The organism is Brevibacillus laterosporus LMG 15441, from assembly GCF_000219535.2.
Taxonomy (GTDB): domain Bacteria; phylum Bacillota; class Bacilli; order Brevibacillales; family Brevibacillaceae; genus Brevibacillus_B; species Brevibacillus_B halotolerans.
Window position 1 is genome coordinate 479,362 of sequence record NZ_CP007806.1, and the last position, 23,322, is coordinate 502,683.

Below are 23,322 nucleotides of genomic sequence, written 5' to 3' on the forward strand. Positions count from 1 at the left end.
GTTATCCTAAATGAGATTGCTTTTGCGGCAAGGTCGCAATAAACATAACTCCCTGCTGCTCAGAAATATTTTTAGCCGTAATCGATCCTCCATGCGCTTCTAGAACAGCACGTACAATAGCCAGACCTAAGCCGTGCTTACCTGTTTTCCCTTTACGGAAACGTTGGAATAAATAGGGCATGACGCTTTCCTCAATAGGCGGACCATCATTAGAAATAGCGATTTCGATTTGTTCTTTTATCACTTTGGCTGTGATGGTGATTGTGGTTTTGGCGTATCGTAGCTGATTTTCCACAATATTAGTAAAAGCACTGTAAAGCTGTTCACCGTCGCCCTTCATTGGCAGGGTTTCCGGTATCTCGATCTGCCATGCTAAATGTGGGTGCAGAAGATGATAGCGCTGATGTAATAGACCTATCATTTCTGTTAAGTCTAATGAAGTAAAGGTCATCATTTTATCAACTGATTCTACTTTGGTTAAATACAATAGTTGTTCAACTACATTCTCCAAACGGTTGCTTTCCTCCATAATAATGGACAAGCCTTTTTGGGCCTCAGCACCTTGAAAAACGCCGTCTATCAAGCCTTGTGCATAGCCTTGAATCGCCATAATTGGCGTTTTTAATTCATGAGAAATATTTTGCACAAAGTGTTGCTGAGATTCGTCATGATCCTTCAATTGCTTTTTCATCATGTCAAAGGAGCGAGCCAATTGACCGATCTCATCCTTGCGATCAACCATTAGAGGAATGTCAAATTGACGGCGCGCAATCTTTTGGCAGGATTCCTCTAAACGGCGTAAGGGGGTACTTAAATACCCGCTAAACCAACCAGCTAATAACAAGCTGACAAAGATAAAAAAGGCAAAAATAATGAAGAATTGTTTGGTAAGCATGTTATTGATTTGAATGATTTCTTTTTCCTTTGTAAAAATCACCAGGTAATAAGGGAATCCAAAATAGTCCATTTTCTGGCTTACCATCAAGAAGTTTTCATTCTCCCACTCGGTGCTTCCTTTATAAGGAGTCGAGCCTTTGTGAGCAGAAGCTTCTTTAAAAAGCCCAGTTGCAACCTTCAGTGGAACGCCTTCCTTGGGCATATGCTGGAACCCGATCAGTTGACCATCTTTACTAAACACCATCATCTGAAAAGAAAAGTTATAGTTTTGTAACAATAACATCAGCATTCGTGGAGAAGTGAAAGATGGTAGTGGTACAAGCTCGTGCTGTTGCGTAAAGGAGATTTGATCTGACACCTTCTCAAATTCATCCTCAAGCAATGAATACGTATTATCCAGTAGAATCTGCTTTAAGGTATAAGGATAAAGAATGGCTACACTTGCCCCAAGCACGATTGTCATGGATAAAAACAGTAAAAAAATCTGTTTGGCTAACGGCATGTTCTGTAACGAAAATTTTTCTCTCATTTCGTCATCCGGTAACCAAAGCCATATACCGTCTCCAATGGAAAATCAGGCATCTTTTTACGAATCCGTTTTACCAGATCATCCACGGCACGATCTGATCCGATGTAGTCATCGCCCCAAACAGCCGTAAGGATTTGCTCGCGCTGCAAAGCTTGGCCCTGATTTTTTATAAAGTAAAGCACCAAATCAAACTCTTTTGTCGTTAAATCAATCATTTGCTCGTTTTCCTTAACCAATCTGCCTTTTTCTGAAATGAAATAGGAAGAGACATTTATCCAGTCCTCATACACTACCGGAGATTGGGCAGGTGTTGTTACAGATAGTCCAGTCTTTTCATAGGTGCGATGCAACAAACGCTGTGTGCGAATGACTAGCTCACGAGGCAAAAAGGGCTTTGCCAAATAGTCATCGCTACCTAGCTCTAGCCCGATAATTTTATCAATATCCTGATCCCGAGCAGAAATGAACATGATCGGAACGTCTTCCCATTTATTTCGGATTAGTCTAAGAAGCTCGTATCCATCTATATCAGGCAACATAATATCAAGAATCCATAAGTGTGGTTTCGTATCGTCAAGGACAGCTAGAACCTCTTCACCGCTCTGAAAGGTTTTTACTTCAAAACCCGCCCGCACAAGATAGGAGCGCAATAGCTCTAGCAAATTCGTTTCATCATCAACCAGATAAACCAGATAAGGTGTGGTCTGAGTCATGGTCACCCTTCCTTTCTATTTATCATAGTACCATAGCTTGCATAAAAACATGTGGGAACCAAATAGAAGGAATGTGGGAAAGTTGTGGCAGGAATTATGCGGAACTTGCTCGAAAAATAGTAGGGACAAAAAAGGAGTGAGGCATATATGACACATTTCTGGAAGTATGCGGTTGTCGTTGTTACAGCATCAGCTTTATTGGCATCATGTAATCCGTTTGCAAATAAAGAACAACCACCGCAACCAAATCCAGTAACGCCACCAGTTTCTGAACCTTTACAAGAAAAGACATTTCCTTATACAGCTCCGCTAACAGGGGTGGGGGTGGATGAGCGAATTGATCATCGTCCCGTAATGGTTATGGTTAATAATCATCCAAAAGCTAGACCGCAATCTGGACTGGATAAAGCTGATATCGTGTACGAAGTGCTGTCGGAAGGTGAAGTGACACGCTTTTTAGCCATTTTTCACAGTCAAACTCCTAAAACGATTGGACCAGTAAGAAGTATCCGTCCGTACTTTATTAAATTGGGCAGAGGCTTAGATTCTATTCTGGTGCATGTAGGTGGAAGCCCGGATGCTCTCACCATACTTAAAGGCGCAGATGACGATATTAATGAGATCAGTAACAGTACGTATTTCTGGAGGGAAAAGTTCCGTTCCGCTCCTCATAATGTATATACCGATCTAAGCCATATCGAAAAAGCGATGCAGACAAAAAATATGCGTTTGACCTCTGATCTACCGTTTTTCCCCTTCCTGCCTAAAGACACCAAAATAGAGCAAGGACAGCCTGCGGCAGAAATTAAGGTTAAACCGCATCCACAATACTCGCTTAGTTACAAATATGATGCGGATAAGGGGAAATATTTACGCTTTACACAAGGTGAGGTTCATAAGGATCTAACATCAGACAAACAACTTGAAATCACGAATGTACTGGTGATTTCAACTAAGCATAAGGTGCTGGATAATGAAGGCCGGCGTGAGGTCGATGTAAATGGCCCTGGGGAAGGTTATCTGTTCCAGCAAGGAAAAGCAAAACCAATCAAATGGGCAAGAAAGGATGGCGTTATTCGGGCATTTGAGGACGCTACTCTAACGCAGGAAATTCCTTTGCTCCCGGGCAATACATGGGTAAACATCGTGCCGAATACACCAAGCCTAGACCAGCATCTTAGCTTTCAATAACCAAACTTTAGGAAACAGGTAAAATTGATAAACATCGTCTTGCACAGAGATGTCTTTTGCTCTATCATGAAAGCAGAACTTTAGTACTTAAAAACTTTACAGAGAGAAAAAGTTCCCAAGACGATCACGGGGTGATTTTTCATGCAATTAGAGAAATTGAAGGGTAAGGGAATTGAACAACTTTTTGAATCAATCTTGTCCTTAAAAGACATGGAAGAATGCTATAAATTTTTTGATGATCTATGTACAGTAAATGAGATGCAGTCACTTGCTCAACGCTTGGAAGTGGCGCGCATGCTGCGTAAAGGATATACCTATAACCACATTGAATCGGAAACAGGTGCGAGTACAGCGACGATCTCTCGTGTTAAGCGATGCCTCAATTACGGTAATGATGGTTACCAGCTGGCATTGGATCGGATCGGTAAATAAAGCGGAGGTATCAACGTGATTGAATTTAGCAACTGGCGACATGTTTTTAAACTGGACCCAGAAAAGCCTATTGATGACGATCAATTGGAGCAAATCTGCGAGTCAGGTACAGATGCGATTATTGTAGGGGGAACCCTTGGTGTCACATTTGACAACACGCTTGACCTAATGTCGCGTATTAGACGCTATGCTGTACCGTGCATGCTGGAGGTCTCCAATTTGCAGGCCATCGTTCCAGGCTTTGATGGATACTTTATCCCTATCGTTTTAAATGCAAGCAATCCAGATGTGATTTTCGCTCCGCATGTAGAGGCTCTAAGCTCACTGGGAAGCTATATACATTGGGATGATATTGTAGCGGAAGGGTATCTGGTGTTTAATCCGGATTCGGCGGTAGCTGAGGTAACCAGCGCTCGTGCCATTTCGTCACAAGCAGAAGCGAAGGCTTACGTGCAAACGGCTACAAAATTATGTCGTTTGCCAATCGTGTATATCGAATACAGCGGTACATATGGCGACCCGCAGATGGTTGAGGCCTGCAAAACAGCTTTGGATGAAGGACACCTCATGTATGGTGGCGGGATTACGGATGCAAGCCAAGCTCGTGAAATGGCAGCAATCGCTGATACAGTGGTTGTTGGCAATATCATCTATGATTCTCTGGAACAGGCTCTATTTACTGTTGCTGCGGTAAAAGAGACAGAGCGTCGTTTCTAGTTTAGTTTTACTCACACATGATTTACAGGAAACTCCTTGAGCCAATGCCGAGGAGTTTCTTTTCTTTCAGATAAAAAATGGAATAAAAAAGGAGTCTTTTTTCCTAAAAGAGTGAGTGGCATAACGGGGAAAGATATGACAAAATAGGAACATATGCTTTCTTTTGGGACGAAGGAAAAGAAGCAAAATGAAAGGTGGCTTACGGCATGTTAGCTCAAGATAATTTTTTCGCGGGTTTAAATCCTGAACAGAAAAAAGCAGTGGAGACCACAGAGGGACCAGTGCTGATTCTGGCAGGCGCAGGCAGTGGTAAAACCCGCGTTCTTACCCAACGAATTTCATATCTAGTTGGATATAAGCAGGCGTTTCCTTGGAGCATTCTGGCGATTACCTTTACCAATAAAGCGGCTCGTGAGATGAAAGAGCGTGTGGAAAGAATGGTTGGTCGGGATGCTGGAGCGGATGATATTTGGATTTCTACTTTCCATTCTCTGTGTGTACGCATTTTACGAAGAGATGTCGATCGGATTAACATTAGCCGTAATTTTACCATTTTGGATGCGGGCGATCAGTTGACTGTGGTCAAGCAGTGTATGAAAGAACTAAATATTGATGTGAAAAAATTTGAACCACGGTCTATTTTAGGCGCAATTAGTGGAGCGAAGAACGAATTGCTAGATCCAAAGCGTTATGAGCAAGTAGCGGGAGATCAGTTCCAGCGCATTGTAGCACAAGTGTATGAGCTGTACATGAAGAAGCTGAAAACGAACCAATCGCTTGATTTTGATGACCTAATCATGACGACGATTCGCTTATTTAAAGAAGTGCCGGAAGTGTTGGAATTCTATCAGCGCAAGTTCAAATATATCCATGTAGATGAGTATCAGGATACAAACCGTGCCCAATATATGCTGATTAGTATGCTTGCCGACATGCACAAAAACATTTGCTGTGTGGGTGATGCAGACCAGAGTATTTATAAATGGCGCGGTGCTGATATTTCGATCATTCTTAACTTTGAGAAGGAATATCCTCATGCGAAATTAATAAAGCTGGAGCAAAACTATCGCTCGACGAAAACTATCTTAGAAGCAGCTAACTACGTCATTAAAAATAATAAGAACCGCAAAGAGAAAAATCTGTGGACCAACAAAGAGGCAGGAGACAAAATTTATTGCTATCAGGCTGAATCAGAGCATGACGAAGCCTACTTTGTGGTGGATATGATTCGAGAACAACTGAAAACCTATAAACGATACGACAAATTTGCCATTTTATATCGTACGAATGCCCAGTCGCGTGTACTGGAGGATGTGTTGGTTAAATCGACTATTCCTTATACCATCGTCGGAGGCACGAAGTTCTACGATCGCAAGGAGATTAAAGATGTACTAGCTTATTTACGCTTAGTATCCAATCCTGACGATGATATCAGCTTGACCCGTATTATTAATGTACCAAAGCGTAATATAGGGGATACCACGGTAGAAAAGCTGCAAGCCTATGCCAGCTCACATGGTTTGACACTCTTTCAAGCCGTCCAGGAAGTAGCGTATATGGGGCTTGCCTCTCGAACAACCAATGCTATTTTAGCCTTCTCGGATATGATAAAGAACCTGATGCAGATGGTGGATTATTTAAGTGTAACCGAGCTTGTTGAGGAAATCTTGAAGCAATCGGGCTATCGTGAATCGTTAAAAGAGGATAAATCACTAGAAGCAGCGGCTCGTTTAGAAAACATCGACGAGTTTCTGTCCGTTACGCAAGAATTTGAGAAAAAGAGCGAGGATAAAACCTTGCTGGCTTTTCTAACTGACCTAGCATTGGTGGCAGACATTGATTCACTTGGCAATGATGATACAGAGGAAGCGGTACCAGATGATGGACAAGTCGTGCTAATGACCTTGCACAGCGCTAAGGGCTTGGAGTTTCCTGTTGTCTTCCTAGTAGGTATGGAGGAAGGAGTTTTCCCTCATAGTCGCGCTCTATTTGATGACAGTGAAATGGAAGAGGAACGACGTCTGGCTTATGTGGGAATTACTCGTGCCGAACAAAAATTATTTATGACACGAGCAAGAATGCGTACGCTATATGGACGTACAAATATGAATATGCAATCCCGCTTTTTCATGGAAATACCAGAGGAATTACTTACTGGTGACCTCGGTTCAGGCGGTGGGTCTGAAGGTGGTTTTGGTTCAAGTGGCGTCTTCGGCTCAGGCTCAGGATTTGGTGCTGGCCGCAAAGGTCAACCCGGTCGATTTGGAGCAGGCGGACGTACAGGGGGTACATTTGGACGTTCCCCTAAACCTACAGAATCCACTGTCTCAATGCAGCCAAGCGCATTTCGTGGCTTGAACCAGGCAACAAAATTGCCGGCACACGGAGCAGCCTCGCAAACAGATTGGAAGGTAGGAGATAAGGCTAAGCATGGTAAATGGGGAACAGGAACAGTGGTTAGTGTTAAAGGTGCAGGTGACAACACCGAGCTGGATATTGCCTTCCCTAGTCCAGTAGGCATTAAGAAATTACTTGCTAAGTTTGCTCCTATTGAAAAAGGTTGATTTTGAACGAACGGAAAGGATGAAGAGATACGTGGATCGTGTTGCTGCAGAACAACAAATTGCAAAACTAAAGAAACGGATTGAAGAGGAAAGCCGTCATTATTATACAGAGGATAATCCGCAGATTACGGACCAGGAATATGATCAAATGATGCGTGAATTGCAAGACCTGGAGGACCAATGGCCGGACATGGTTACTCCTGATTCTCCTACCCAGCGTGTCGGAGGTATGCCATTGCCTTTTTTTGAAAAGGTTGTGCATAAAACACCGATGTTAAGCCTTGGGAATGCTTTTGATGAGGATGATTTACGCGATTTTGATCGTCGTGTGCGTCAGGGCTTAGGGAACCAAACCGTTCGCTATGTCTGCGAATTAAAAATTGATGGGCTAGCTGTCTCTCTTCGTTATGAAAACGGACTTTTCGTAAAGGGAGCAACACGTGGAGATGGAACTACCGGGGAGGATATCACCCAAAACCTGAAAACGATTCGCTCTATTCCGTTGCGTTTACCAGAACCAATTACCATGGAGGTTCGCGGAGAGGCCTTTATGTCAAAAATTGCTTTTGACCGCTTGAATAAAGAACGGGCGGAGCGGGAAGAAGCATTATTTGCTAATCCGCGCAACTCAGCGGCAGGTTCCTTGCGTCAGCTAGATCCTAAGATTGCAGCCTCTCGCTCTCTTTCCACGTTTATTTATCAGATCGGTGAAGTAGAAGGGCGTCAGATTGATTCTCACAGTGAGGGCCTTACTTTCTTAGAGCGGCTAGGCTTTTCGGTGAATCAGGAACGCCGTACCTTTGATGACATAGAAGAAGTAATAAAATTTGTGCAAAGCTGGACGCTCAAACGCCCAGAGCTCTCTTATGAGATTGATGGTATGGTAATTAAAGTAGATAGCTTTGCTCAGCAACAGGAACTTGGCTTTACAGCGAAGAGTCCACGCTGGGCGATTGCTTATAAATTCCCGGCTGAAGAGGCCGTGACACAGTTAAAGGATATTGAGGTGTCAGTTGGGCGTACCGGAGTGGTGACACCTACAGCGTTGCTTCAGCCTGTCATTTTAGCTGGAACTGAGGTAAAACGAGCATCTTTACACAACGAAGACATTATTATGAAAAAAGGTCTACTCTTAGGTGATTACGTGCTTGTAAAAAAGGCAGGTGACATTATACCTGAGATTGTAGAAGTGTTAAAGGGACGACGCACGGGAGAAGAACGTCCATTTATGATGCCAACTCACTGTCCGGAGTGTGCGAGCGAATTGGTTCGTCTACCGGACGAAGTGGCATTGCGTTGTATTAATCCAGAATGTCCAGCCGTTATTCGTGAAGGAATGTCTCACTTTGTATCCCGACAAGCGATGAATTTAGATGGACTTGGAGAGAAAGTGGTAGCTTCACTATTTGCCGCAGGTCTCATTACAAGCGTCGCTGATTTATATTATCTGCAAGATAAGCGGGAACAACTGTTACAATTAGAGAGAATGGGTGAGAAATCTGTCGATAAGATGCTACAAGCAATTGAAGCCAGCAAGGAAAATTCTGTGGAGCGTTTACTTTTCGGATTAGGAATTCGATTGGTGGGAGCCAAAGCAGCGAAGGTACTTGCTGAGCAATTCGGTGACATTGATCATATCATGCAGGCGACAGCAGAAGAACTGATCGCTATTGACGAGATCGGTCCCAAAATGGCTGAAAGCATCTTAACCTATTTCTCCATGCCGCAAGTACAAGAATTGATTGAGAAGCTCAAGAATGCTGGTGTGAACATGAAATATAAAGGTGTTCGCGTCCAAGCAGGTGAGGACCTTCCCTTCTCAGGTAAAACAGTAGTCTTAACCGGTACACTGACGCAATTAACACGGCAGGAGGCGGAGGAAAAGATTGCTATGCTTGGTGGCAAAGTAACAGGGAGCGTTAGTAAAAAAACCGATCTCGTAATTGCTGGTGAAAAAGCAGGCTCCAAATTAGAAAAAGCTGAAAAATTGGGTATAACTGTACTGGATGAAGAGGCATTTTTAGCGCTATTATCATAGGTGGGCTGAGGAGATATTAAGCAAAGGTGTGAAGGTGATGGATAGATTCACGCTTAAACAGATGGGAGCAAGCATTAGTGTGCTCCTTTTGCTCAGTGGTTGTGCTACTGCAACACATAAATCAGTTGAAACAGAAGTCGTAGATGCGGGCCAGACGATGGAAGAACCGGGTGTAAAACAATCGGTGAAATTGGCTCAGATCACAGGTGAACTGACGTACCAGGATGTGTTGCAAAAAGGGGACAGTATCAATTCATTGGCTCTGGATCAAGGGGGAGAACAAGTCTGGCTGGCAACGCATGCGGGACTCTATGCATCTGCCGATCATGGATTATGGGGAGCAGTTGCAGACGAGTTGGAACAGGCGGATGTCAAGACGATCTACTTTGATCCGAAGAAGCCGAAACAGGTATATATAGCCGGTGAAAAGGTTTGCAAGGTATCCAAGGATGGGGGTAAATCCTGGAAACGGATAGAGGGAGGATTGCCACAAGGGTATGATATTCAATCTCTAATCGGAGCTTTAACCGATAAAGGGACATTCCTCTATGCATTTGTGAACCGTGAAGGCGTATATGAATCAACAGATGCCGGTGCAAATTGGCATTTACGATTCCCTATTGATTCAGTAGAAGGATATGATTTGGATTATGTACCCAGTGAGCAAAAATTGTACGTACTCACTCAAAACGAACTGTTATCAATAGATATACATGGTGGCGATTGGCAGGTTGAATGGCGAGAAAGCGATTCGCACATTTACTCAATTGCAGCAAATAAATCTACAGACACCTTATATGCAGCAAGTGATAAAGGTATTTTAATTAAGGCTGGCAAGGAGTGGACTCTCCTATCCTCAGACCTTCCAGAAAAACTGATTAATATCTCCTACGGTACAGCCGATACACCTATCATCGGAATTGGAGAATCAGCCCAAATTTATAGATACAGCCAAGAAAAGTGGAAAAAGTGGGAGTAACAAGTAAGGAGTTTGCAATATGAAAACGAAAAGAAAGCTTGTACGTTATCTTTGCATCCTGATAGCTTGTTCGGTGCTGTTGTCAGCATGTTCATTGTTACCGGGAAAGAAGGATAGCGCAGATCCGGTAGCGCCTGCCGTGTCTTCTGTTTTACAGGTGGACGAAAATTACTACGGCAGCGCCGCCATGCCTTATCAAAAGAACCAAACACGAGGCATGCTTAGCTCTAATCCTAAATATCGCATTGATTTTAGCCACTTAGAGTATGGCATGATGGAAATTGCAAAGGAAAGCTTTTCTCCGAGTTCGTACTTGTTTCAGGAAGGCCAGCGAATCTCCCGCAAGCAGGTAACCACTTGGATTGAATGGGAAAAGAAGAACCCGGAAGGTTTAAATCCGGATAAAGCCAATAAATTGCTTGTCAATGTGCTGGAGCATAATTATCTGGATAAAAAAGACCAAAAGCTGGCGGGTATAGTCTTAGGCCTATCTTTATCCCCAATTTATCAAGATCCGTCTGGTTTGGAAAAACGGTTAAGTGTGGACGAGCTACGATTGAAGGGGCAACAAATCGCTGCCAAAATCGTCATGAAGGTAAGAGCGGAGAATCCAGAGATACCGCTTGTTGTCGCGATGTATCAAGTGCCAGAATCAAGCTCTAACCTAGTACCGGGTAATTTTATCATGTCTGGTATCGTGAATGCGAATGACAGCAGTGTTGCGAAATGGCAGCCCATCAATGAAGAATATTTCCTGCTGCCAGGGGATGCGGCATACAGCAAGTATCCACAGGCCTCTTTGCAATACGAGAAATTGATGAAGCAGGGACAGAGCTTCTTCCAGGAATTTGTGGGAATGACAGGTACGGCACGCTTCTTAAATGGAGATTTGACAGAATTGACCATCAATGCGACCGCAGAGTATGATTCTCGGACAGAAGTAATTCAGTTCACACAGATGATTGCTCAAGCAATAGATCAATATATAGATAAAAGGGTTCATGTTAATTTTTATGTTCAGTCCATCAATCAACCATTAGCGATTTATGTGCGACCAGCTGATGGAAAATCGTACATGCATATCTATCGAAATTAACACATGTGTATAAACAGAGTGAGACACCAATTAGACAGAACTGTTCAATTGGTGTCTTTTTTCGTACGTTTTTAAAGAATTATAAAGAATGGCATATATCTTGCATATATTATTTGATGTAACAAGTTGATCATGGAAGATGAAGTAGGAGGCGAACCAAAGTGCAAGTAGAATTCAAAAATGAACCGTTCGTTAATTTTAATCTGCCTGAAAATAAGCAAGCATTTCAAGCCGCTTTGGATATAGTTGAAAGCGAACTTGGACGTGAATATGATCTCATCATTGGTGGAGAACGTATCAAAACGGAGAAGAAAAGCCGTTCCATGAACCCTTCCCAAAAAGATGAATGCATCGGGGTTGTTTCTCAAGCTGACCAAGAATTAGCAGAGAAAGCCATTCAAGTAGCAGCAAAAACCTTTGAAACCTGGAAACGTGTTGCTCCTACTGCTCGTTCTCGCTATTTGTACAAGGCAGCAGCTATCCTGCGCCGTCGTAAACATGAATTTTCAGCTTGGTTGGTAAAGGAATCAGGCAAAAGCTGGCCTGAGGCTGATGCTGATACAGCAGAAGCAATCGATTTCATGGAATACTATGCAAGACAAATGGATCAATTAGGTCAGCGACATTCACTACCGCGCATTCCTGGTGAAGATAATGAGTTGTACTATATTCCTTTGGGTGTAGGAATCGTTATTCCTCCATGGAATTTCCCGCTTGCTATTATGGTAGGCATGACCACGGCAGCGTTGGTAACAGGGAATACCGTTGTTTTGAAACCAGCTTCTACTACTCCGGTCATTGCAGCTAAGTTCATGGAGATTCTTGATGAGGCAGGCGTTCCTGCTGGTGTTGTTAACTTTGTGCCAGGCAGCGGAAGCGAAATCGGTGATTATTTAGTAGAACATACATTGACTCGTTTCATTTCATTTACAGGCTCTCGTGATGTAGGTCTGCGTATTAATGAGCTGGCGGCCAAACACCGTCCAGGTCAAAAATGGATGAAGCGTTTAGTGGCTGAAATGGGTGGCAAGGACTCGATTATTGTTGATAACGATGCTGATCTGGAATTAGCCGCACAAGCGATTACAGCATCTGCGTTTGGTTTCTCTGGTCAAAAATGCTCGGCTTGCTCCCGCGCAATCATTCATGCAGATGTATACGACGAGGTACTGGCGCGTGTTGTTGAGCATACAAAAGCATTAACAGTAGGAAATGTCAGCAACCCTGAGTTCTATACAGGTCCAGTAGTGGATGAAAAAGCATATAATAAAATTTTGGAATATATCGAGATCGGAAAACAAGAGGGTAAATTAATGGCTGGTGGAGAAAAAGGGCCGGAGGAAGGCTACTATATTATGCCAACTGTATTTGCTGACGTGGCTCCAGATGCTCGAATTATGCAGGAGGAAATCTTTGGTCCGTTTGTGGCTTTCTGCAAAGCTAATGATTTTGACCATGCTTTAAAAATCGCTAACAATACAGAATATGGACTAACTGGTTCTGTTATCAGCCGAAATCGTGCCCATTTAGAACGCGCACGTGAGGAGTTTCATGTAGGCAATTTGTATTTCAACCGTAAATGTACAGGTGCATTAGTAGGTGTACATCCATTCGGCGGCTTCAACATGTCAGGAACGGACTCCAAAGCAGGCGGACCTGATTACCTTCTGTTATTTACACAAGCAAAATTAGTGTCTGAATTACTATAAGCATCCTGACAAAAAGAGGGAGCCCGCAGTAGATAAACTACTTGGGCTACCCTCTTTATTTATGAGTAAGATCGAACACGAGTTAACTAGATGTAGACAGGATAGCTTGGCTGTAGCTACTGTTCAAGACATGATCAGCCAAGCTATGCTACTTGAATGCATCTGATCTGAATCAAAGTGCAGATAACGTTATACCGGAAAAGAATTATGATATATACTGTTCGTACAGATAGTAAAAGGAGTCTATCTTGCCAAACTTTAAGTTTATTTTAGCTAACAAGGCTAGTCCTTTTAGCAAATAACGCTGGGATTTGTACTCATTAAAGTAATGCAGGGCTTCTTCTAAATGTGACAGCGCCTCAGAGCCTTTTCCCATTTCACATAAGATAGAAGCATAGACTAACTTGGCCTCTGCATAGGCATGCTCATTTATTGAGTGCTCAAAGATATCTAAGCACAGTTGGCTAGCCTCCTCATAGCGTTGCAAGCCTTTGAGGATATTCGCATGTTCAATCTTTGATTCAATCCGTTTCGCAAGGTCTTGAGGGGAGTGAAGCGACATAGCCCGCGTGATATATTCATGTGCTAGCTGATAATGCTTTTGCTCGGTATAAATGACGGCTAAATTGTTGTAAATATTAGCCTCTAAGGCAAGAGAAGGAGAGATTTTTAGAATATCTAACGATTTTTCGTAGTAGCGCTGGGCTACTTCGTACTGCTTTAAAATTTGATGGCAAACTCCTAATAATAAATAAATGGACTCCATCCGATATATGGCGCGTAGGCTTTTGCATATCTGTTCCGCTTGCCTAAGATGTTCGATTGCCGAATGGATTTCACCCATGGAGACGTGCATATAGCCAGTAGCATGTAACAGGGTGATATGTAATAAGCCATTAATTTGGTAACGGTTGGTTAATTGTATTGCTTCGTTTAAATAGGGAAGAGCCTTATCTGCTTTCTTCGTCTTGCAATAATAAAAGCCCAATGAAGTAAGGATACGTACTTGCCATTCATATTTATCAAGTTCACGGGCAATTTTAATGCTTTCTTGAAAGAGGGATTCCGCAATATCGAAATGATTTCTATTCTCCGATAAGACAGCTTTCGACCAAAGATACATACACGTTTGCTCAAGACTCATTTCAGCGCCCTCTAATTTATTGAACCATTTTTGGGCGATCTCCCACTCCTGTGCATCAATGCTATTTACCAGATGGCGAAAGTTATTTTCGATTTCAATTTTTGTAAAGGCTGGTTTGACAGTTGGAGTAAAAATAGTGGAGAGATCGGTCTGTAATTTCTTAGCTAGTTCTTCTAGGATTTCAGGAGAGGGAACGACATCTCCTTTTTCTATTTGGCTAATATAACTACGATTGCAAATACCTTCAGCTAGCTCACCTTGGGTTAGGCCTAGCTTCTTACGATATTCTCGAATTCCTTTTCCGATTTGATTGCTCACCTTACCTCACCCTTTTTGTCAGAATTGTTCTATTGTTTATTATACAAGAATTTTCACTATTTTTACATTTCTTATCCCTGATCTTCATATTCTTTTTGTCAACTTAATCGACAAATATGATGAACCGTCAGTTTTTGTAAAAAATGCTTGGATGATAACCGAGTTGCTTCCTTTTTTTAAATTTTTAAAAATATCTTTCGGTAGAACTATGAAATTCTTACATCTATGGTACGATAAGTATGGTATATAAATAAGAAATCATACTTTATACCTGTTTTCTTTGTGCATGAAATACATAGAATCTAGGTAAGCCGATCTGGATTGGCTCCGCACAGCACGACCTACAAAACTATAGATCCGTTGGCTGTTGGATTGTACTATTTAATTTGTTATCGTCAGAGGCGTTCTACATGACATCATATCCCTCTGGTGGTGTAGGGAAAAGGAGAGCTGCGGGAATGATCAATAGGTTGATCAATGGAACAATTGATTTAGTACGAAATACGTTGACAAACAAAGAGGGATTTATGATCTTTCTTTTATGGGATCATCTTTGGCTGTCGATTATCTACTCATGGTTTACAGGTATATCCGTGTGGAATCTTACATCGGTAGGACTCATTGTGACATTGCTTGTGTCACTCTGGTATTTTATCAAGAAGGATAGCATTTGGTTGCGTTATTTGGTTGCAGTAGGCTTTGTCTTTTATTCACTATCCTTTGATCATTTTACACCATATCCAGAAATGGCGATCCTACCAATCGTAGTGTTGGCATTGATGTCTGCTTATTTAGATTATAAGGTAGTGTTATTTACAGGTCTTTTGTATATAGCTTCTATGCTAATTGGTTATCAGACAGATTGGTATACTTTATTTAAAAGTGAGCATGATCTTATTAATCTGGGCCTTCGTCTTGTTGGCGTCGTATTCACTACAATTGTTTCGATATACTTATGCTTGTCGGGGCGTGCATCCTTGCAGTGTGTGGAAGAGGCTCGTCAGGAGGCAGAGGTGAAAGAGGCTCAGCTAACCGAGCTATTGTCCAGTGTCTCAACTATGATTGAGAACCTGGATGCGACCTCTAACCAAGTGAATGAAAATGCTGATATCACGAAGCAAAACACGGATGAAATGCTGGTTGCCTTTAAAGAAGTGGCAACAGGCATGGAACAGCAGGCACAGTCCACTGTGAAGGTGGAAGAGGATATTCAGTCCATTGATCATGAAATAAAGAAAGTAAATGAACAAGCAAATGAAATGAAAGAGGAAGCCTTGCGCAATAATCGCCGTCTTTCTGAAGGCATTGATATGATGACCGATCTTACAGCTCAAATGCAACATATTGTCAGTACGGTCGATATGGCGTCAAATACGATTCATAAGTTAAATCAACAGGCTGGCCAGGTAGAAGCTATTGTGGAGACGATTAATCAAATTGCTACGCAAACCAACCTTCTAGCCCTAAATGCTGCCATTGAATCAGCGCGTGCAGGCGAACATGGCCGAGGCTTTGGTGTAGTGGCAGATGAGGTTCGTAAGCTGGCAGAGCAGAGCGCAACGGCTACACAGCAGATTGCTAGAATTTTGGAAGCGCTACATCAGGATACACAAACCGCTGTAGTTCATATGAAAGAGGGTGAAAGCTCTGTTTCCAAGGGGCAGGAACTAGCCAATAAGACAGTTGAATCCATGGGAAAAGTGCGTACAGGAATGGCGGGCTTTATGGGATCAGTTGAACTGGTACAGGTCAGCATGGTGCAAGTAAAGCAACGATCTAGTGAGGTAACAAATGAAGTTTCGAATATTACCTCCATCACCGAGGAATCAGTAGCTAGTTTAGAGCAGCTATTCGCTTCGGCTGAGACACAGCGTGATAAAATCAGCAGTATTACGGAGGAAATTCACCAATTAAACGAGCTTTCACACTCTTTACGTCAGTCTTTGCATTAAGGCCCATGCAGAAGGCCTCTGCTAGTATTTGCGGGGAGCCTCCTGTCGTGGTAGAGTAGCAATGTATACCATGAGTAGGAGAGGTCTTATGAAGAAACGTGTGTTTCAAGGGCTAATAAACAAACTTCCGCAAAACGTAATGTCCAGACAAATGGGAAAAGTGGCTAGCTCCCGTTTCAGCCGTTTTGCCATCCAAAAATATATCAATCATTATCAGATTGACGTGTCGGAAATTGAAAAGCCTGTTCGTGAGTATCGCTCGTTAAAGGAATTTTTTACACGCCGCCTGAAACCTGAAGCGAGACCTATCGATATGGATGCTGAGATAGTCAGTCCAGTTGATGGGAAAGTATCCCAGATGGGAGATATTCAACAAGGAACACTCATCCAAGCAAAGGGTAAAACGTATACGGTCAGCCAATTGCTAGGCAATGATGAACATGTGGCATGCCGCTTCAATGGAGGCTCCTTTATGACCATCTATTTAAGCCCGCGTGACTATCATCGTATTCATATGCCAGTTGAAGGCAAGCTGTTTAAATACTCCTACCTGCCAGGGAAGCTTTACCCTGTGAACAATATAGGCGTTGAGCATGTTGAACAGCTTTTTGCTCGAAATGAAAGACTGATCACTTATGTTCAGAGTAAGGCATGTGGAAATGTAGCTGTGGTAAAGGTGGGCGCATTATTTGTAGGTAGCGTAAAAGTAACGTATAATACGCAAACCACGAACGTAAAAAATGGAAAACAAGTTTGTGAAGCGATTGGTGGCACTCCCCTCTTTGAAAAAGGAAGAGAACTAGGCTGGTTTGAATTCGGTTCCACCGTTATTTTGTTGTTTGAAAAAAGCAAGATGAATTGGGCAGAAGGAATTCAAGAAGGCAGTGTGCTAAAAATGGGGCAAAAAATCGCAAGTAGCGTAACTGTAGAATAAGAACACGTAAAAAAATCCTTTTTGCTGCTTATCTTGATGGGGACTGACCCCATAACGTGAGACAAATCAAAACACCTTCAAGAAAATGCAACCATGTCGTAAGATATGGAAGTAACCTGGAGGTGTTTTTTCTTTGGCAACGAGAGTGAGTTACCCTATGGAAATTAAGATGAAGGCTGTTGAAATGAGATTGGCTGGTATCCCCGTGAAAGAAGTGATGGACCAGCTTTGTATTAAAAACAAAACACAACTTAAAACATGGATGCGATGGTACAGAAATGGCGAGACACATCGTTTTGAGCAACCTGTAGGTAAACAGTACACGTATGGGAAAGGGGCGGAATTTACATCAGAGTTGGAGAAATTGAAACAAGAAAATAGGTTCTTAAAACTACAACTTGATGTTTTAAAAAAGTACAGGGAGTGGGAAAGGAGGTGTCACCAGGAGTAGTAGTTCAATGGATGGACGAGATAAAGGGAGAAGTATCTACGCAATTAGCATGCCAGTGGCTCGGAATTCCTCGCTCTACGTACTATCGATGGAGAAAACGATTAGACGTACAGGTTCTGAATCCTTTGGTTTCCCATATTCGAAGATTGTGTCAGGAACATCGCTTTCGTTATGGATACCGTAAAATCACTGCACTTTTGCGACGAGTGATGCAAGTTAATCATAAGCGAGTGCAACGAATTATGAGAGAAGAAGGATTGCAATGTCGAGTCAAAGTTAAAAAAGCGAAAGAGAATCGGACAACCGATACAGGTTGCGGATCATCTTTTAAAACGGGATTTTCAGGCGAATCATCCGCTACAGAAGCTGGTCACAGACATTACTTACCTGCCTTACGGTGGAAAAATGTTGTACTTATCCAGTATCATGGACTTATACAATGGCGAGATCATCGCTTACAATATTGGAGATAAGCAAGATACTACCTTGGTTTTAGATACGTTGTAGCAACTTCCACCACTGGAGCAATGCATGTTGCATAGTGATCAAGGGTCAGTCTATACATCGTCGGCTTACCAATTAGCTGTAAAGGAAAGAGGCATTACCATGAGTATGTCCCGGAAGGGAACACCTGCTGATAACGCCCCGATTGAATCGTTTCACGCCTGCCTCAAGTCGGAAACGTTCATCCTCGAAGGATTAACCTGTACAACGACGGCAATCGTTGAACAGACCGTTCGAGAATATATCTCTTACTATAACTCAATTCGCATTCAAACAAAACTAAACAACCAGTCGCCGGTTGAATTCCGACGACTGGCTGCTTAAACGTGTAAGGTGTTTTGATCCCTGTCCTACAAACGGGGGTCAGTCCCATGATAGGTGGGGGCAAAAGGGATTTTTTGTGTTTTCTATAGATATAGAGGTGATAGAGTGGGAGTCCCTTTTCGTTTGTAGCATACAGTTAGCCTAAGCATAGTTTGTAATAGGACGAGGAGCGAGATTCTTACTAAGCGAAATTGTTCCATAATTTGCTGAGGCAATTTTTATCAACCGTGCCGTAAAACCCCTTGCTTTAGCTATGGGGATATAAGGTACTTTGCTCTGCATCCTCAAAAGAGGGTGCTAAGAGCAAACAAAAAAAGTACTTCAGGCTGTCGAGAAACCCCCTCTACGAATTTCGCTGATTGGGTAGAAAAAATTTGGCCTTCCAGAATCGTTTCTAAGGCGTTTTTCGATGGTGAGGAGCCATATTTGTACCCCATAAAAACAGATGAAAAGCCCTCTTTTTTGCGACAGGGGGCTTTTTCAACACTCTGAGTACTTTTTTTCGCTGATTTACGTTAGATATGCTAAATATATCTAACGACATGTGGTATAATTAGCCATAGGTGATGGCTTTGAGTAGATCAGTGGAAAGTAACCACAATATCGTATTTGATTGTAAATACCACGTTGTCTTTTGTCCAAAGTATCGCAAAAAGGTTTTGATTGAACCAGTAGATGTTCGATTAAAGGAATTGTTTCTTGAAAAAGCACAGGAATTGCGTGCTGAAGTGGTTGAGATGGAAATCATGCCCGATCACGTTCATTTGCTCATCACATGCGATCCTCAATTCGGAATCCACCGAATAGTGAAACATTTGAAGGGCTATACATCCAGAGTTTTGCGGATGGAATTTAGACATCTCAAAAGTAGACTCCCCTCACTTTGGACAAACTCCTACTTTGTTGCCACAGTTGGGACTGTTCAACTGGATGTGATTAAAAAATACATTGAGTCTCAAAAAGAAAGGAGTGATTGAGCATGCACAGAGCTTACAAATTTCGTTTGTATCCAAACAGAGAACAAGCGACACTCATCAACAAAACTATCGGATGCACTCGCTTTGTATTCAATCACTTTCTTGCGAAGCGAAAGGATGCTTACGAACAAGAACAGAAAACACTCAACTACAACGATTGCTCTACCCTGCTCACACAACTCAAAAAAGAGATAGAGTGGCTGAAAGAAGTAGATTCCACTGCCCTGCAGTCTACTTTGAAAGCTTTGGATTCTTCGTACAAAAAGTTTTTCAAGGAAAAGAAAGGATATCCTAAATTCAAGAGCAAGAAGAATCCAAAGCAATCCTACACATGCAAGATGAACATCAAAGTGGAAGGGGATCGCATTAAACTACCTAAACTTGGATGGGTTACATTTGCGAAGTCAAGAGAAGTCGAAGGACGCATTCTCTCGGCTACCGTTAGAAAAAATCCTTCAGGCACATACTTTGTATCTGTTTTGTGCGAAACAGAGATTCAACCCCTATTACAAGCAGAAAAGACTGTTGGAGTTGATCTTGGCATCAAAGACTTTGCCATTCTTTCGACAGGTGAGAAAATAGCCAATCCCAAGGTTCTTCGCTACTACGAAAAGAAGCTTGCTACTTGGCAACAGAAACTGTCCAGACGTAAAAAAGGTGGTCAGAACCGAGAAAAATCACGAAAACAAGTAGCTCGTCTACATGAAAGAATATCGAACACACGAAACGATTTTCTACATAAACTGTCAACTCAACTGATTCGTGAAAACCAAACGATCTGCTTGGAAGACTTACGTGTGGAAAACATGATCAAGAACCACAAGCTTGCGAAAAGTATTGCAGATGCGTCATGGTCGGCATTCAGAACCATGCTGGAATACAAAGCAGCTTGGTATGGAAGAACAATTTCCATTGTGGGGAAACAATTTCCGTCTTCGCAGTTGTGTTCTGGTTGTGGATACCAAAATAAAGAGGTAAAGAATCTCAATTTGCGTAATTGGACATGCCCGAACTGCGGGGGACAACATGATCGTGACAAAAACGCTGCCATCAATATTGAGCAAGAAGGACTTCGATTGTTGGCATAACCAACTGAACTGTGGGACACACAGGGATAGCTTGGTAAATTTCACTCCGTTAGGAGTGACTACCCAAGAATCCCCTGCCTTTAGGCATGGGGAGTGTCAATCGATATACTGGAAGATACATATATCGTTTTGGCTTTCGAGTAACAACATAATATGGCAGGAACAGATTTCAGAGACGGAATCGACCAAATAAGATTACACATCGAGAAAAGGAGAGTTAATAAGCTATGGAGATCATTTGGCATGATATCAAGGACATTACGTCACCATTAATCCCTCAAGCACTAGAATTGTACGAGCAAATGTTTACCGAAGATTTACGTGAGCCTAATGAGATATTGTTAAAAGGGATTACGGATAAAGGACCAACAGCACCAGATGCTTTTCATCTATTAGTAGGAACCAATGAGAATCAACAAGTGGTGGCTGTTAGCACATTCCATTACCTGGCAGCATGGAATCTCGGATTTATTGTATATATGATGGTGAACCCTGCTATTCAAAGCGGTGGTGTAGGTAGTAAAATGATGGATAAAATTGAGAAAATTCTGCAAGAGGATGCCCGTAAGCATGGTGTGGAACTGACTGGTTTTATACTGGAGACAGAGCGTGAAGAGGATGCACATGATGAGGAAGAACAGATCCTGACTCAGCGCCGATTGCGATTCTTCAGCCGAAATGGCTTGGTGCCTGTGAAAGGCGTTCCTTACAAGCAACCACCGTTATGGGAGAATACGCAAGAGGTTCCACTGCATTTACTAGTAAAATGGACAAAGGAAACAGATGGATTCTTACAAAAAGAATGGTATCGTTTTGTTCAAGATGTATATAAGGAAAAGTATGGAAAAATAAATAACGTAAAAGCCGAAATTTTGCATAAAATGGAAGCTGAATTACTTGCTAATCTTCAAGTTTAGCAAAATGCTACCATTAAATTAAGATAATCTTAAGGTTTGTGTAAGATTGATGAAAGAGTAACCATGTATCATTGTACATGTAGGGACGGCACGAGAGATTAGGTAAGAGATTGCATTATCTTACGTGCCTCCTCAACAACAATTAGGTGAAGTGGTGTTGAACATGGGTGTACCGATGCACGCTAAAAGTCAGACAACTGAATACTATGAGGATCGCGAATTCCATGAATTGTATGATGAGTTTTTTGACCGTGTAAATCGTTATTTGCGTTGCCGCGTACATAATACCTGGGATGCCGACGATTTGACGACTGTTGTATTTATTAAGGCTTTGGAAAAATTCCAACAATATAGCCGTACAAGTCCGTTCGCCGGATGGATTTTTAGTATAGCTCATCATACATTTATTGATTTTTGTCGTAAAAAGAAAGAATTACCGATGGATCACACGGAGTTCTTTGAGAGCAGTATTGATAATACATGGAATCCGGAAGAACATGCTCTCTCAAATGAAGAGACGCTTCTTCTTCGTGAAACATTAGAAAAGCTGACACGCGACCAACGTGATGTTTTGTCCTTGCGTTATTTCGGCGATCTTCGCATTGCACAAGTGGCTGACATCCTAGGAAAAACAGAAGCAAGCGTTAAAACAATTTCCCACCGTGGATTAAAAGAGTTACGTAAATTATATACAGGAAAAAAGCTGAAATAGGAGACTCATAGGTAGGGTCTTCTATTTTTTTTATCAATTTTGCTTGGCTTGGGTAAAACTTTTCATAGAGAAGTTCTAGGGACTATCGGCTTTATCATGAGGCCCTATTTTATGTTACAATAATTAAATATAAATAAAATCCGGCTTCTAGCGATAAACGTTACTAAAAGATGAATAGGGAGTGCCTCTCTAAGCATCATATATGAATGAAGAAAGTGGAGGGACTATCTTTGTCAGAAATTGCAATTATAACAGATAGCACCAGTTATATTCCAAAAGAGCTCCAAGATGAATTACAAATTACAGTAGTGCCTCTGCAAGTGGTTTATGGAAACAAAGCGTATCGCGAAGAAGTAGAATTAACGGAGGCTGATTTTTACTCCAAGCTAAAAACGAATGATCAGTTGCCGACGACATCTCAGCCACCTGTAGGCGAGTTTGTGGAAGCCTATATGAAATTATCTAAAAATCATAAGCGAGCAATTGCTATCCATATGTCTAGTGGTATTAGTGGTACCTATCAGGGAGCGGTAACAGCGACCACGATGGTTGATGATTTTCCTATTGATGTCATTGATTCTGAGATTACTACATATGCAATGGGTGCTGTTGTCGTGGAAGCAGCTAGAATGGCACAGGCTGGTAAATCACGAGAAGAGATTCTTGAGCGTATCGAATACATACGTACGCAAATGAAAACGTACTTTTTAGTTGAGGATTTAGATTTCTTGTACCGCGGAGGTCGCTTGTCAGCGGCTCAATTAATGCTGGGCAATATGCTTAAAATCAAACCGATTCTAACGTTTGAGAATAAAAAGATTGTTCCCTATCAAAAAGTCAGAACACGTGCCAAAGCCAAGGCCGGGATTATGGAATTATTTGAGGCAGAGGCCAAAGCAGGCAAACCTATACAGCTTTCCATCATCCAAGCGCAGGTTCAAGAAGAGGCAGAGGAATGGAAGGCTTACATTGAAGCGACCTATCCACATGTAACGGTGACAATCAGTCATTTTGGACCAGTTATTGCCACTCATGTGGGTCCTGGAGCCATTGGATTAACTTGGTATAATAAATAAGGATGCCATAATGCCGTTTTGCTGAAAGGAGAGCAAACGGCGTTTTTTTAACAGTTCGGA

18 protein-coding genes and 1 pseudogene are annotated in these 23,322 nt (G+C 42.1%); 16 read left to right on the forward strand and 3 right to left on the reverse strand.

Annotated elements, in window-relative coordinates; all coding sequences use genetic code 11:
- Position 1 precedes the first annotated feature (1 nt).
- Both BRLA_RS02490 and BRLA_RS02495 read right to left on the reverse strand, forming a co-directional pair.
- Positions 2–1,426, reverse strand: coding sequence for a HAMP domain-containing sensor histidine kinase (locus BRLA_RS02490; RefSeq protein WP_003335677.1), 1,425 nt, complete (start codon positions 1,424–1,426; stop codon positions 2–4).
- Complete coding sequence (locus BRLA_RS02495; protein ID WP_003335676.1) at positions 1,423–2,139, reverse strand: response regulator transcription factor; 717 nt, start codon at positions 2,137–2,139, stop codon at positions 1,423–1,425. Before BRLA_RS02495 ends, BRLA_RS02490 begins: the two co-directional genes overlap by 4 nt.
- Before the next feature lie 147 nt (positions 2,140–2,286).
- Between BRLA_RS02495 and BRLA_RS02500 the strand changes: the two genes are divergently transcribed.
- From BRLA_RS02500 to pruA, 8 genes are all read left to right on the forward strand, one after another.
- Positions 2,287–3,330, forward strand: a complete 1,044-nt coding sequence (locus BRLA_RS02500) for a DUF3048 domain-containing protein (RefSeq protein ID WP_003335674.1) — start codon at positions 2,287–2,289, stop codon at positions 3,328–3,330.
- A 141-nt stretch (positions 3,331–3,471) separates the two neighbouring features.
- A complete protein-coding gene (locus tag BRLA_RS02505) occupies positions 3,472–3,762 on the forward strand; it encodes a YerC/YecD family TrpR-related protein (protein ID WP_003335673.1) in 291 nt (96 codons plus the stop codon).
- 15 nt (positions 3,763–3,777) lie between these two features.
- Complete coding sequence (locus BRLA_RS02510; RefSeq protein WP_003335672.1) at positions 3,778–4,479, forward strand: heptaprenylglyceryl phosphate synthase; 702 nt, start codon at positions 3,778–3,780, stop codon at positions 4,477–4,479.
- A 206-nt stretch (positions 4,480–4,685) separates the two neighbouring features.
- Positions 4,686–7,043 (forward strand): DNA helicase PcrA, encoded by a 2,358-nt coding sequence (gene pcrA / locus BRLA_RS02515; RefSeq protein WP_003335671.1) that lies wholly within the window; start codon positions 4,686–4,688, stop codon positions 7,041–7,043.
- Between the two features lie 31 nt (positions 7,044–7,074).
- On the forward strand, positions 7,075–9,081 hold the full coding sequence (ligA, locus tag BRLA_RS02520) for an NAD-dependent DNA ligase LigA (RefSeq protein WP_003335670.1): 2,007 nt from the start codon (positions 7,075–7,077) through the stop codon (positions 9,079–9,081).
- 37 nt (positions 9,082–9,118) lie between these two features.
- On the forward strand, positions 9,119–10,060 hold the full coding sequence (locus tag BRLA_RS02525) for a WD40/YVTN/BNR-like repeat-containing protein (protein WP_003335669.1): 942 nt from the start codon (positions 9,119–9,121) through the stop codon (positions 10,058–10,060).
- Positions 10,061–10,079: 19 nt separating this feature from the next.
- Positions 10,080–11,156: a CamS family sex pheromone protein gene (locus BRLA_RS02530; protein WP_003335668.1), complete on the forward strand. Its 1,077-nt coding sequence runs from the start codon at positions 10,080–10,082 to the stop codon at positions 11,154–11,156.
- Positions 11,157–11,317: 161 nt separating this feature from the next.
- Positions 11,318–12,865: an L-glutamate gamma-semialdehyde dehydrogenase gene (gene pruA, locus BRLA_RS02535; RefSeq protein WP_003335667.1), complete on the forward strand. Its 1,548-nt coding sequence runs from the start codon at positions 11,318–11,320 to the stop codon at positions 12,863–12,865.
- A gap of 205 nt (positions 12,866–13,070) precedes the next feature.
- Here the strand turns inward: pruA and BRLA_RS02540 are convergent, their stop codons facing one another.
- The gene (locus BRLA_RS02540) at positions 13,071–14,327 is read right to left on the reverse strand and encodes a helix-turn-helix transcriptional regulator (protein WP_003335666.1); all 1,257 of its coding nucleotides are present in this window, start codon (positions 14,325–14,327) and stop codon (positions 13,071–13,073) included.
- A 458-nt stretch (positions 14,328–14,785) separates the two neighbouring features.
- Between BRLA_RS02540 and BRLA_RS02545 the strand changes: the two genes are divergently transcribed.
- From BRLA_RS02545 to BRLA_RS02590, 8 genes and pseudogenes are all read left to right on the forward strand, one after another.
- On the forward strand, positions 14,786–16,279 hold the full coding sequence (locus BRLA_RS02545; RefSeq protein WP_003335665.1) for a methyl-accepting chemotaxis protein: 1,494 nt from the start codon (positions 14,786–14,788) through the stop codon (positions 16,277–16,279).
- An 88-nt stretch (positions 16,280–16,367) separates the two neighbouring features.
- Positions 16,368–17,213, forward strand: a complete 846-nt coding sequence (gene asd / locus BRLA_RS02550; RefSeq protein ID WP_003335664.1) for an archaetidylserine decarboxylase — start codon at positions 16,368–16,370, stop codon at positions 17,211–17,213.
- 133 nt (positions 17,214–17,346) lie between these two features.
- Positions 17,347–18,492, forward strand: a pseudogene (locus BRLA_RS22955) (IS3 family transposase).
- 572 nt (positions 18,493–19,064) lie between these two features.
- Entirely contained in the window at positions 19,065–19,469 is a 405-nt protein-coding gene (gene tnpA, locus BRLA_RS02570) for an IS200/IS605 family transposase (RefSeq protein ID WP_372486563.1), read from the forward strand.
- A gap of 2 nt (positions 19,470–19,471) precedes the next feature.
- Entirely contained in the window at positions 19,472–20,557 is a 1,086-nt protein-coding gene (gene tnpB, locus BRLA_RS02575) for an IS200/IS605 family element RNA-guided endonuclease TnpB (RefSeq protein ID WP_003335657.1), read from the forward strand.
- A 227-nt stretch (positions 20,558–20,784) separates the two neighbouring features.
- Positions 20,785–21,474, forward strand: coding sequence for a GNAT family N-acetyltransferase (locus tag BRLA_RS02580; RefSeq protein ID WP_003335656.1), 690 nt, complete (start codon positions 20,785–20,787; stop codon positions 21,472–21,474).
- Positions 21,475–21,637: 163 nt separating this feature from the next.
- Positions 21,638–22,186, forward strand: a complete 549-nt coding sequence (locus tag BRLA_RS02585) for an RNA polymerase sigma factor (protein ID WP_022584205.1) — start codon at positions 21,638–21,640, stop codon at positions 22,184–22,186.
- Between the two features lie 206 nt (positions 22,187–22,392).
- Entirely contained in the window at positions 22,393–23,262 is an 870-nt protein-coding gene (locus tag BRLA_RS02590; RefSeq protein ID WP_041751918.1) for a DegV family protein, read from the forward strand.
- Positions 23,263–23,322: the final 60 nt, after the last annotated feature.